This is a genomic window from Rahnella sp. PD4 (genome assembly GCF_049199325.1).
GTDB classification, from domain to species: domain Bacteria; phylum Pseudomonadota; class Gammaproteobacteria; order Enterobacterales; family Enterobacteriaceae; genus Rahnella; species Rahnella perminowiae.
In genome coordinates this window covers 274,876-287,392 of sequence record NZ_JBLZQF010000002.1, presented here as the reverse complement: position 1 = coordinate 287,392, position 12,517 = coordinate 274,876, and the positions used below count along the sequence as shown (strand labels likewise).

General features: G+C 49.7%; 8 protein-coding genes. 4 read left to right on the top strand and 4 right to left on the bottom strand.

The genetic code is table 11. The annotated features are described in order from the left end of the window. Nucleotides 1–6: 6 nt before the first annotated feature. The 3 genes from ldtD to ACOZIO_RS06045 all read left to right on the top strand — a co-directional run bounded on the left by ldtD (nt 7) and on the right by ACOZIO_RS06045 (nt 3,287). Entirely contained in the window at nt 7–1,857 is a 1,851-nt protein-coding gene (ldtD, locus tag ACOZIO_RS06055) for a L,D-transpeptidase (protein ID WP_129991190.1), read from the top strand. A gap of 179 nt (nt 1,858–2,036) precedes the next feature. Then, nucleotides 2,037–2,588 carry a YcbK family protein gene (locus ACOZIO_RS06050; RefSeq protein ID WP_129952503.1) on the top strand — a complete coding sequence of 184 codons (552 nt, stop codon included), beginning with the start codon at nt 2,037–2,039 and terminating at the stop codon, nt 2,586–2,588. 51 nt (nt 2,589–2,639) lie between these two features. Further along, complete coding sequence (locus ACOZIO_RS06045; protein WP_129952504.1) at nt 2,640–3,287, top strand: MBL fold metallo-hydrolase; 648 nt, start codon at nt 2,640–2,642, stop codon at nt 3,285–3,287. A gap of 84 nt (nt 3,288–3,371) precedes the next feature. Here ACOZIO_RS06045 and ACOZIO_RS06040 read toward each other — a convergent pair whose 3' ends face one another. From ACOZIO_RS06040 to pncB, 4 genes are all read right to left on the bottom strand, one after another. Then, nucleotides 3,372–4,562, bottom strand: coding sequence for an amino acid aminotransferase (locus ACOZIO_RS06040; protein ID WP_421595091.1), 1,191 nt, complete (start codon nt 4,560–4,562; stop codon nt 3,372–3,374). 244 nt (nt 4,563–4,806) lie between these two features. After that, on the bottom strand, nt 4,807–5,955 hold the full coding sequence (gene ompC, locus ACOZIO_RS06035) for a porin OmpC (protein ID WP_269154561.1): 1,149 nt from the start codon (nt 5,953–5,955) through the stop codon (nt 4,807–4,809). A gap of 300 nt (nt 5,956–6,255) precedes the next feature. After that, on the bottom strand, nt 6,256–7,656 hold the full coding sequence (asnS, locus tag ACOZIO_RS06030; protein ID WP_129952506.1) for an asparagine--tRNA ligase: 1,401 nt from the start codon (nt 7,654–7,656) through the stop codon (nt 6,256–6,258). 257 nt (nt 7,657–7,913) lie between these two features. Continuing rightward, nucleotides 7,914–9,119: a nicotinate phosphoribosyltransferase gene (gene pncB / locus ACOZIO_RS06025; protein ID WP_129991189.1), complete on the bottom strand. Its 1,206-nt coding sequence runs from the start codon at nt 9,117–9,119 to the stop codon at nt 7,914–7,916. A 696-nt stretch (nt 9,120–9,815) separates the two neighbouring features. Between pncB and pepN the strand changes: the two genes are divergently transcribed. Then, the gene (gene pepN / locus ACOZIO_RS06020) at nt 9,816–12,431 is read left to right on the top strand and encodes an aminopeptidase N (RefSeq protein WP_421595088.1); all 2,616 of its coding nucleotides are present in this window, start codon (nt 9,816–9,818) and stop codon (nt 12,429–12,431) included. Nucleotides 12,432–12,517 lie beyond the last annotated feature (86 nt).

Sequence of the window (12,517 nt, the reverse complement as noted above, 5' to 3'; positions counted from 1 at the left end):
GGGAAGATGTTAATGAATCAAAGGTCTCTCAGGTTTTTAGTCGCCAGCTGCTTGCTGGCGGGCGGTCTGTCGCCGTGGTTGGCTGCATGGGCTACCGTGCCCACACTGCCATTAGGAAAAACGACACTGTCAAGTGTGCAGAGCATGAGTCAGTTGCAGGCAGAATTATTGCCCAGAGGCATCCGGCCGTTGTATCTGTCTTCTCTGTCTTCGCTTTATGCTGCAAATCATATGCAGCCCATGTGGAACGATCGCCAAACCGTTCAGATATTCCAGCAGCAGCTGGCCGAACTGGCCATATCTGGTATCCAGCCTCAGTTCACGCAATGGGTGAAATGGCTGACGGATCCGCAAGTCACCGGCATGGCCCGTGACGTCGTGTTATCAGATGCGATGCTGGGTTATTTACAGTTTACGAGCAGCGTGGAAGCCAACGGGGATAAGTGGTTATACAGTTCCACGCCTTACAAAATGACGACGCCATCACTGACGGTGATTAATCAATGGCAGCTGGCTGTGCGTCAGGGCAATACGTCACACTATTTGTCGACTCTCGCGCCACAGCATCCTTATTACACCAAGATGCATGATGCGTTGAAGACCATGCTGGCGGATAATCGCCCCTGGCCGGTCATGACAGGATCAGCCAGTTTGCGGCCGGATCAGATCAGTGACGATGTCCCGGCTTTGCGGGAGATCCTGACCCGCACCGGTATGATGGTCGCATCGCCTGAAGAGAACAGGGTGCCTAAACCGACAGATGAAACCATCGCTCCGGACACGCCGGGAAGCGCGGCAAATGACGATCTGTCTGTTGATGAAACCGCCGATAAGGCCCAGCAATCGACGCCAGCCGTCAGCCCTTCTGCAACATCAGTACAAGATGTTCTGCCAACGGTTCAGTCGACAGAAGCGCCAGCAACTCACCCGCCGGTTGCTGTTGCTCACAATCAGTACACGCCGGATTTAGTGGAGGCCGTTAAACGTTTTCAAAAATGGCAGGGACTGGAAGCTGACGGTATTATTGGCGGACGTACCCGTCAGTGGCTGAATGCCTCTCCGCAATTGCGTGCGACCTTACTGGCGCTGAATATTCAGCGCCTGCGCATTCTCCCTGGCAATGTGAACACCGGCATCATGGTGAATATTCCAAACTATCAGCTCACCTATTATCTCAATGGTAATGAAGTGTTGTCGTCACGGGTGATTGTCGGGCGTCCAAGTCGTAAAACGCCATTAATGAGCAGTGCGCTGAATAATGTGGTAGTCAATCCGCCATGGAATGTGCCTACTACGTTAATACGTGAAGATATCGTGCCTAAAGCCATGAATAATCCCGGTTACTTCCAGCAACATGGCTATCAGGTGCTGTCCGGCTGGAGTAATGATGCGGAAGTGATTGATCCTGCAATGATTGACTGGGCAATGGTATCGCCTAACCATTTCCCATATCGCATCCGTCAGGCACCAGGCGTGAGCAATTCCCTCGGTCGGTATAAATTTAATATGCCGAGTTCTGATGCTATTTATCTGCATGACACGCCAAATCATAATCTGTTCAGCAAAGATATTCGTGCGCTGAGTTCAGGTTGTGTGAGGGTGAATAAGGCGTCTGAATTGGCCAATATGTTATTGCAGGATGCGGGCTGGAATGACACGCGGATCTCTTCAACATTGCAGGGGGGGAATACCACGTATGTAGCGATACGCCATCACATACCGGTAAAACTGTTTTATCTGACGGCGTGGGTCGCAGATGACGGTAAGCCTCAGTTCAGAACAGATATTTACAATTATGATTCAACGGTGAGATCCGGCGCACAAATCCTGCCTCAGGCAGAAATTTTGCTTCAATAAATGCAGTAAATCTAATCTGATAAGGGTCAGAGTATTTGGCCATCGGACGAGCGTGAGCCACTGGCACGCTCGTTTTGCTTATATGGGTCCCCTTGACTCGCAGAAAATTGGCAGTTAAGGTTCAAAACGGCTCAGATCAGAGCTTTTTTTTGACTCTCTTACCGGATAGTAAACTGTTCATGAATGAAATCGACACACATCGCCGTAAATGGCTGGCATTAGGCAGTGCCGCTATGGGGATTGCATTACTTCCAGGTCGTGCATTCGCCACTCTTTCCACACCTCGTCCGCGTATTTTAGTGGTTAACAATATAAATACCGGCGAAACCCTCAAAACCGAGTTTTTTGATGGAAAGCGTTACAACAAGGATGAGTTGGCCCGGTTGAATCATCTGTTCAGAGACTATCGTGCGGAAAAGGTAAAATCGATCGATCCCGCGTTGTTCGATCATCTCTATCGTTTGCAGGTGATGCTCGGCGGAACCAATAAACCGGTCCAGCTGATTTCGGGTTACCGCTCACTGGCGACAAACAACAGCATGCGTGAGCCAGGAAGCGGGGTAGCGAAGCACAGTTATCACACCCTCGGGCAGGCAATGGATTTCCACATCCAGGGCATCGAACTGAGCAATATCCGCAAAGCCGCATTAAAAATGCGGATGGGTGGTGTAGGATATTATCCACGAAGTAACTTTGTGCACATCGATACCGGCCCTGCGCGGACCTGGTGATGTGTGTTATTAATGGCCTGCCGGAATGTGCAGGCCATTTTGTGGAGCTCTATGAAAATCCATTTAATTACCGTCACGGCGTTCAGCCAAAACTGTTCACTGATTTGGTGTGTTAAAACCAATCAGGCTGCTATTGTCGATCCGGGCGGTGAAGCCGCAAGGATCATCCAGGAAGTTTCTGCCAAAGGTGTATTGGTTACGCAAATTTTGCTGACTCACGGTCATCTTGATCACGTAGGAGCAGCGGCAGAGCTTGCTGCTCACTATCAGGTACCGGTTATCGGTCCTCAGAAAGAAGATCAATTCTTGCTTGATGCGCTGCCCACCCAAAGCCAGATGTTTGGCCTCGACCATTGTGATCCGTTGACGCCAGATACCTGGCTGGAAGAAGGGGATTCAGTGAATGTCGGCGAGGAAATCTTATCCGTACTCCATTGCCCGGGCCATACGCCGGGGCATATTGTCTTCATCAATGATAAAGCGCGAATTGCCGTTTCCGGTGATGTGATATTTAAAGGTGGCGTAGGCCGCAGTGATTTCCCGCGTGGTGACCATCAGGCGCTTATTCATTCCATCAAAACGAAATTATTGCCGCTCGGCGATGACATGGTATTTATTCCCGGCCATGGCCCGATGTCGGATTTTGGTTATGAGCGTAGAACCAATCCGTTCCTGCAGGATGAAATGCCGGTCTGGTGATGACGTTTGCTGTTTATCAGCAAAAACAAAAAGCCCGTCAGTCCACCTGACGGGCTTTTTTAATTGAGCAACACCACTTATCTTTTAGAGTACCGCGACGATGGCTTCACACAGCGGTGCCATGTTTTCGAGTGTAATGCCAGCAACGTTAATACGGCCAGAGTTGACTGCATACACGCCGAACTCATCGCGTAACCGCAATACCTGCTCTTTGGTCAGGCCGCTGAAAGAGAACATCCCGTTCTGATTGATAATAAAGCTGAAATCTTGCTGAGCGCCTTTTTCCTGCAAGGTACTGACGAACAGCTGACGCATACGATGAATACGCAGACGCATATCGCTCAGCTCCTGCTCCCACAGTGTGCGCAAAGCTTCGTTACCCAAAATCGTGGCTACCACCGCAGCACCGTGTGACGGTGGGTTGGAGTAGTTAGCACGGATAACCGATTTCATTTGACTGAAGGCGCGATCGGCGGTTTCTTCATCGGCCGCAACTAATGTACAAGCACCCACGCGTTCATTGTATAACCCGAAGTTTTTCGAATAAGAGCTGGCGACCAGTAATTCCTTGTGTGTTTCCACGAACAGACGCAGACCGGCCGCATCCTCTTCCAGGCCTTTTGCAAAACCCTGATAAGCGAAATCGAACAACGGTAACCAGCCGTTGCTCACAGACAATTCTGTCAGTTGTGCCCATTGTTCCTGAGTAGGATCGATACCGGTTGGGTTGTGGCAGCAACCGTGGAACAGTACCACGTCGCCTGCTTTAGCTTCGCTCAGACTTTTCAGCATGCCATCGAAATCAAGGCTGTGATTGACGGCATCATAGTAGTGGTATTCCATGACTTCCAGACCTGAAGCAGAGAACACGCCTTTATGGTTCGGCCAGCTTGGATTGCTTACCCACACGCGCCTGGCGCTGGTTTGCGTAGCGATGAAATCTGCTGCGATACGCAGAGCGCCAGTGCCGCCCGGAGTCTGTGCGGTACGTGCCCGTTTATCAGCAATAATCGCGCTGTCCTGGCCAAACAGCAGTTCCTGTGTGCAATGTGCAAAATCAGGCAACCCGTCAATACTCAGATAGGTTTTAGTAGATTCATTTTCCAACAGAAATTGTTCGGCTTTCTTCACGCTGGCCAGAACCGGCGTTTTACCTGTTTCGTCTTTATAAACACCAATCCCCAGATTTATTTTATCTGAGCGATCGTCAGCGCGGAAAAGATCGGTAAGACCCAGAATAGGATCAGCAGGTGCTGCAGTGATTTTTTCAAACATGTCGGAAAATTCCATAGCCTGATATGACGAAAGAGGGCTTCAGGGTAACGCCAGCGCCCCCGTTTGCCAACCGTTTGCGGCAAAAAGAAAGCAGAGTTGTGAGAAGGCGTGGGAGATTAAAATAATTTATGGGCGAGGGTGGAAAAACGATATTTTCAAACATACACAAATGCAAAAGGCAGAGCCGAAGCTCTGCCTTGATATCCACTTCGATGAGCCCGCAGGGGCTCATCGTTAAGCGATATTAGAACTGGTATTGCAGACCAACACCCACAACATCATCGGTAGAAACACCAGCGGTACGGGTATAGCTGTTGTCGTCCAACAGGTTGATTTTGTAGTCAACATAGGTAGACATGTTTTTGTTGAAGTAGTAGTAAGTACCAACTTCTACGTATTTAACCAAGTCAGCATCACCGCCTGCAAAGCCAGTACCCAACGCATTAAGATCTTTACCTTTGGACTGCAGGTAAGCAATGGAAGGACGCAGGCCGAAATCAAACTGGTATTGCGCTACAACTTCAAAGTTTTGAGTTTTGTTAGCAACTTGGTTGAAGTCTCCGCCATAGATGGTGGTGTTCTCGGATTCACCGTAGAATGCTGCCAGGTACAGGTTGTTAGCGTCATATTTCGCGCCCAATGCATATGCGGAAGCTTTGTCACCGTTACCATCAAGTTTCTGAGAGTTAGTACGGTTAGATGAGAAGTAAGCACCACTTACGCTAACGCCAGAGTTGCCGATAGCATAAGCTACCGAAGAACCCCAACCGTCACCATTCTGGTCTTTAGTTGCACTTCCTGGAACACCCAAGTCGGTACCATCAGCAGCAAAGTCATGGCCATCACGATCGTTTTGGTTTTTGCCCTGGTACTGTACTGCGAAGCTCAGGCCGTCAACCAGACCGAAGAAGTTGCTGTTACGGTAAGTTGCCATGCCATTACCACGACCAATCATGAAGTTGTCGTTGTTCTGGTACATAGTGTCATCGCCATAGATTGGCAATTGGTCGGTGTAGGACATTACGTCGTAGATTACGCCGTAGTTACGACCGTAGTCGAAAGAACCTGCATCACCGAATTTCAGACCTGCGAAGCCCAGACGCGTTTTGTTACCTTCGTCGCCAGCGCTTTCTGCGTGGTTAGCCTGAACGTTGTATTCCCACTGGCCGTAACCGGTCAGTTGGTCAGTAATTTGAGTTTCGCCTTTGAAGCCGAAACGGACATAGGTCTGGTCGCCATCGTCGCCAGCATTGTCAGAGAAGGTGTGACGGGCGTCAACTTTACCGTACAGATCCAGTTTGTTGCCGTCTTTGTTATAGATCTCAGCTGCATTAGCTGCACCAGCAACTAACAGAGCAGGGATTACCACTGCAAGAATATTGCGCTTCATCATTATTATTACCCTCATTGGTTTTATTTGGACACCTGCCACTGCCTTAAATAATTCTTTACGGAACTATTCGCGAAAGTTTGGTGTCTCCTGTGTCTGAACGCACTATTCCATCCGTGGTGAGCTTAATCCATAGCGAAAATGCTACTAAATTACTAAATATGTTTCAGTTGGAAAAAATGTATTTCAAAATGTGTATTTTACGGAACTTTGTGACAGGGATCTATCTTTGAAAATGACTAAGGCCAGCAAAGCTGGCCTTAGTTTTGTAACTATTCTGTTAATTAAAAATATTTTAATTAATTAGAAGGTTGCATTACGTGGGGTACGCGGGAACGGGATCACGTCACGCACGTTTTGAACACCGGTCACATAGGCGACTAAACGTTCAAACCCGAGGCCGAAACCTGAATGCGGAACAGTACCGTAGCGACGAAGATCGCGATACCACCAGTAATCTTCTTTATTCAGTCCCATTTCAGCCATACGGGCGTCCAGAACATCCAGACGTTCTTCACGCTGAGAGCCACCAATAATCTCGCCGATGCCCGGAGCCAGAACATCCATTGCTGCGACGGTTTTACCATCTTCATTCATACGCATATAAAAAGCTTTAATATCTTTCGGATAGTTTTTAACCACTACCGGCGCTTTGAAATGCTGTTCTGCAAGATAACGTTCATGCTCAGAAGAAAGATCGACGCCCCATGAAACCGGGTTTTCGAATTTCTGACCACAATTCATTAATATTTCTACTGCGTCGGTATAGTCCACCTGGGCGAAATCGGATGTTACAAATCGCTCCAGGCGCGCAACAGCATCTTTGTCTACACGGTCAGCGAAAAAGGCCATATCATCTGCACGTTCGTCTAAAACGGCTTTGAAAACATATTTAAGCATATTTTCGGCCAGTGCTGCGATGTCATCCAACGTGGCAAATGCGACTTCCGGTTCTACCATCCAGAATTCCGCAAGGTGACGGCTGGTGTTAGAGTTTTCTGCACGGAAAGTCGGACCGAAGGTATAAACTTTTGACAGCGCACAGGCATAAGTTTCGCCGTTCAGCTGGCCGGACACCGTCAGGAATGCTTCTTTGCCGAAGAAATCTTCGCTGAAGTCAATTTCGCCTTTGTCGGTACGCGGCAGGTTTTGCAAGTCCAGGGTGGATACGCGGAACATCTCACCTGCACCTTCGGTATCGGAGGCCGTGATCAGCGGTGTGGATACCCAGAAATAACCGTTTTCATGATAGAAACGGTGAATGGCCTGGGAGAGGGTGTTGCGCACACGGGCAACAGCACCGATCAGGTTGGTGCGCGGGCGAAGGTGAGCCACTTCACGCAGGTATTCGATGCTGTGGCGTTTTGCCGCCATCGGATATGTATCAGGGTCATCCACCCAGCCAACAACTTTGACGGCAGTTGCCTGCAGCTCAAAACTCTGGCCTTCGCCAGGTGAGGCGACAACAGTACCGGTCACTTCTACTGAACAACCCGTCGTCAGACGTAATACATCTTCCTGATAATTGGGCAGAGAATTATTGATGACGGCCTGTAAAGGATTAAAGCAGGAGCCGTCATAAACGGCGACGAATGAGATACCAGCTTTAGAATCTCTCCGGGTACGTACCCAACCGCGTACGGTGACTTCACTGTCAACCGCAGCACGGCCTTGCAGTACGTCGACTACAGGCACAACGCTCATAGATTTCTCTCTTTCTTTATATATGTTGGCTAAGAAATATTGGACACCCTGTAAATAGGGATTTTGCTATGTTACTTAGGCTTTCTCAGGACACAAGCAGAAATCGTCGTCAGCGGCCAAGAATTGTGGCGCAAATGCAGGGAACGGGGGCAAATATTGAGAGGGTGAATAAAAGCCGAGCAGAATTAGATCGCAACTATATAAAGGAAAGAAATCCGAATAAAGCGCCGGATGCATTTCCGGCACTTTAGGGAGAGTCAGGAAGCTTTTTTCACCAGCGGCAGATCGAAAGCTTTACGCAGGGCCTGAACAAAAGCTTTATCCTGACACATTGTTTTGCCCGGGCTGTCCGAAAGTTTCGCGACAGGTTTGCCATTGCACTGCACCAGCTTAATGACAATATTCAGCGGCTTCACGTCCGGAATATTACATGTCAGGCGCGTACCAATTCCGAATATCAGATTCACCCGTTGATGGAAATGGCGATACAGATGTAACGCTTTGTCCAGATCAAGATTGTCGGAGAACACCAGCGTTTTGGTCATCGGGTCGATATCCAGAGACTGATAATGCGCTATCGCTTTTTCGCCCCATTCAAACGGATCCCCGGAATCATGGCGCAGCCCCTGGTAGGCATGAGCGAATTTGCTGCCGAAATCACGCAGGAAAGCATCCATCGTTATGCAGTCGGTGAGGGCAACTCCCAGTTGATCCGGATATTCATCCAGCCAGGCCTGCAACGCCGCACGCTGGCTGTTAGCCAGCACCGGGCTGATTTGCTGATGCGCCTGGAACCATTCATGGGCTTGTGTGCCGACCGGTGTCAGCTGCAATTTATGTGCTAAATCGTAGTTACTGGTGCCGACCAGATAAGGGAATTCATTTTTCAGCGTGCTGACGATGGCTTCCTGAACGTCACCGGAAAAACGTCGACGCGTGCCAAAATCCATCAGACGGAACGCGCGGAGATCAATATCGGCAGCCTGTTGTTTAAAACTGGCGAGGTTTTTACGCAACTGATCCACCGCCATTTGCGCCGTTACGTGTGGTGAGCGCTGGCGATGGACGACCTCACTGATGACCGCGAGCAGCGGCACTTCCCACATGATCACTTCACGCCACGGGCCCTCGATGCGCACATGTAAATGTCCGTTGCGATCGGAAACCATGACATGTTCAGGATTGTAGCGGAAGATTTTCAGCCAGTTCAGGTAATCCTGCGTGAAGAAAGGCAGCCCTGAAAGGTAGGTGAACTCGTCGTCCGTCAGCGCCAGCTGACTCATCATCTGAATTTGCTGGCGGATCTCGCTGGCGTATTCGCCCAGCAGTTCATCACCACGACAACGGAACTCGGCCACGACGCTGATATTGTGGTAGCGATGGTAGACTGCTTGCTGCATATGAAGCTTGTAGGCATCGGTATCTAACAGCGAAGTCAAAATCGGGGAGGCGTATGAAGTCATAGCGCGTTTACAGCATCCTCGTCAGAAACTGAGTGTTTGAACACAAACAACCGTTCCGTAAAAAAAACGTTCGGGATAAAACAGCAAAGTCTGTGAAGTATACCGTATTATCCCGTCAAAGAACCCTCATCACATCATAATTGTCAGGGACTGGTCGAGGCTTAAATGTGCTTAACCATAGGTAATATGGGCAATCTGGTGATTCCCCGGCTTAAAAAAAGCACAAATTGATTACAGAAATTTAATCAACCTGACATTAAGAAAGAAAAAACCGGGGCGATTAAACCCCGTTTTTCTTATGAGTTTTTTGCTACGTTTGTTCACGATAGTAAACGGCCGGAGGTTTTCCGGATAGGTATCGCGGGTTTTAGACCAGAAAATACCGGGGATCAGCATGACGATCGGCATGCTGAATATAATGAAGCTATACGAAAAATGTGCATGACAGTTGTGTCTCTGCGGGATGTGCCAAAACCACAGTTTTAGAGAAATTTCTGTGTTTTGGTTGAAAGGTGCGCATACGCACTCACAAACTGGCAACAATCTGGGATTTCCCGATGCCTGTGTTAGAGTTTAAAGATAAAAAAGTATGAAGGTCGTCCGGTGCGCTGTGCAGCCATTTGCTGGCTGACAGAACCTGCTTCATCAACTTATATCGTCATCACTCTTAACAACAGAAACGTCAAAAGGTTTTTTATGACTCAACTGCCACAAGCCAAATTCCGCCACGATTATCGTGCACCGGACTATACCATCACGGACATTGACCTTAATTTCGAGCTTGATGCACAGAAGACCCTTGTGACCGCCATCAGTCAGATTAAACGACAGGGCGCAGAAGGGGCTCCGCTGGTGCTCAACGGCGAAGATCTGACGCTTGTCAGCCTGAAAATTAACGGTCAGGACTGGCCGAAATATCAGCTCAAAGAAGGCGCGCTGGAAATCACCGGCCTGCCGGAAGCCTTTGAACTGGCGATTGTTAACGAAATTCATCCGGCGAAAAACACCGCACTCGAAGGATTGTATCTTTCCGGCGAAGCACTTTGTACGCAATGTGAAGCCGAAGGTTTCCGCCACATTACTTATTATCTGGATCGCCCGGATGTTCTCGCGCGTTTTACCACCCGCATTGTGGCGGATAAAGCCCGTTATCCGTATCTGTTGTCCAACGGCAACCGTATTGAACAGGGGGAGCTGGAAGGCGGTAAACACTGGATCAAATGGCAGGATCCGTTCCCGAAACCTTGTTACCTGTTCGCGCTGGTAGCCGGTGATTTTGATGTTTTGCGCGATTCCTTCAAAACCCGCTCCGGCCGCGATGTGGCACTGGAACTGTTTGTCGATCGCGGTAATCTGGATCGTGCGGACTGGGCGATGGAATCCCTCAAGCAATCCATGAAATGGGACGAAACCCGTTTCAATCTCGAATACGATCTCGACATCTTTATGATTGTCGCCGTTGATTTCTTCAACATGGGCGCGATGGAAAACAAAGGACTGAACGTCTTTAACTCCAAATACGTGCTGGCGAAAGCGGAAACCGCGACCGACAAAGATTACCTCGGTATCGAAGCAGTGATCGGCCACGAATATTTCCATAACTGGACCGGCAACCGCGTCACCTGCCGCGACTGGTTCCAGCTGAGCCTGAAAGAAGGCCTGACCGTATTCCGTGATCAGGAATTCAGTTCCGACCTGGGATCGCGCTCGGTTAACCGTATTGACAACGTCCGCGTAATGCGTGGCGCACAATTCTCCGAAGATGCCAGCCCGATGGCTCACCCGATTCGTCCGGAAAAAGTTATCGAAATGAACAACTTCTACACCCTGACGGTGTATGAGAAAGGTTCAGAAGTTATCCGTATGCTTCACACCCTGCTGGGCGAAGAGAAATTCCAGGCCGGGATGCAGCTGTATTTTGAGCGTCATGATGGCAGCGCGGCAACCTGTGACGATTTTGTGCAGGCGATGGAAGATGCCTCAAACGTTGATCTTTCTCTGTTCCGCCGCTGGTACAGCCAGTCCGGTACACCCGTACTGACCGTGCGTGACGATTATGACGTGGAAAAACAGCAGTACACCCTGACAGTCAGCCAGAACACCCCGGCAACGCCTGATCAGAGTGAAAAACTGCCTCTGCATATTCCGCTGGATATTGAATTGTATGACCCGCAGGGCAACGTCATTGCGCTCAAGCAAAACGGTCAGACGGTCAGTAACGTGCTGAATGTCACTGAAGCGGAGCAAACGTTCATCTTTGACGACGTGGCATACCCGCCGGTGCCTTCTTTACTGCGTGAATTCTCTGCGCCGGTGAAGCTTGATTACAAATGGGGCGATCATCAGCTGACTTTCCTGATGAAATATGCGCGTAACGATTTTGCGCGATGGGACGCTGCACAAAGCCTGCTGGCAACCTACATCAAATTGAACGTGGCACGTCACCAGCAGAAACAGCCATTGTCTCTGCCGCTGCATGTCGCGGATGCGTTCCGTGCAGTATTGCTGGATGAGAATATCGATCCGGCGCTGGCGGCGCAGATCCTGACCCTGCCGTCTGAAAATGAAATCGCTGAACTGTTCGACATTATCGATCCGCAAGCGATCAGCGCCGTTCACGATGCCATCACCCGTTGTCTGGCCACCGAAATGGCGGATGAATTCCTGGCGGTTTACAACGCTAACCGTCTGCCTGCGTACCGCGTGGTGCATGAAGATATCGGTAAGCGTTCGCTGCGCAATACCTGTCTGCATTATCTGGCCTTTGCCGATGTGGCACTGGCTGACCAACTGATTAAAACTCAGTTTGAGCAGGCTGATAACATGACAGATTCGCTGGCGGCGATGTCTGCGGCAGTTTCCGCACAGTTGCCTTGCCGTGAATCACTGATGGCGGCTTACGATGAGCGCTGGCATCACGACGGTCTGGTCATGGATAAATGGTTTATCCAGCAGGCGACCAGCCCGGCAGCCGATGTACTGGAGAAAGTCCGTTCACTGCTTAACCACCGTTCATTCAGCATGGGCAATCCGAACCGGGTTCGTTCATTAATCGGTGCGTTTGCCTCGGCGAATCCTCATGCATTCCACGCCACAGACGGCAGTGGCTATCAGTTCCTGACTGAAATGCTCACCGATCTTAATACCCGTAACCCGCAGGTGGCGGCGCGTATGATTGAGCCGTTGATCCGTCTGAAGCGTTACGATCAGCACCGTCAGGCGCTGATGCGTCAGGCACTTGAACAACTGAAAGGGCTGGAAAATCTGTCCGGTGATTTATTCGAAAAAATCACCAAAGCGCTAGAGGCGTAATTGCCTGTTATGGCAAGCCTGTCAGAATAAACAGCAGCAAAGCAAAAGGGCGATGGAAACATCGCCCTTTTTTCGTTTTAGATCCA

What these genes read in the sequence shown, in the direction of transcription:
- ldtD (WP_129991190.1), top strand. Translation starts at nt 7, where the DNA reads ATGTTAATGAATCAAAGGTCTCTCAGGTTTTTAGTCGCCAGCTGCTTG.
- asnS (WP_129952506.1), bottom strand. Translation starts at nt 7,656, where the DNA reads ATGAGCGTTGTGCCTGTAGTCGACGTACTGCAAGGCCGTGCTGCGGTT.
- pncB (WP_129991189.1), bottom strand. Translation starts at nt 9,119, where the DNA reads ATGACTTCATACGCCTCCCCGATTTTGACTTCGCTGTTAGATACCGAT.
- ompC (WP_269154561.1), bottom strand. Translation starts at nt 5,955, where the DNA reads ATGATGAAGCGCAATATTCTTGCAGTGGTAATCCCTGCTCTGTTAGTT.
- ACOZIO_RS06045 (WP_129952504.1), top strand. Translation starts at nt 2,640, where the DNA reads ATGAAAATCCATTTAATTACCGTCACGGCGTTCAGCCAAAACTGTTCA.
- ACOZIO_RS06050 (WP_129952503.1), top strand. Translation starts at nt 2,037, where the DNA reads ATGAATGAAATCGACACACATCGCCGTAAATGGCTGGCATTAGGCAGT.
- ACOZIO_RS06040 (WP_421595091.1), bottom strand. Translation starts at nt 4,562, where the DNA reads ATGTTTGAAAAAATCACTGCAGCACCTGCTGATCCTATTCTGGGTCTT.
- pepN (WP_421595088.1), top strand. Translation starts at nt 9,816, where the DNA reads ATGACTCAACTGCCACAAGCCAAATTCCGCCACGATTATCGTGCACCG.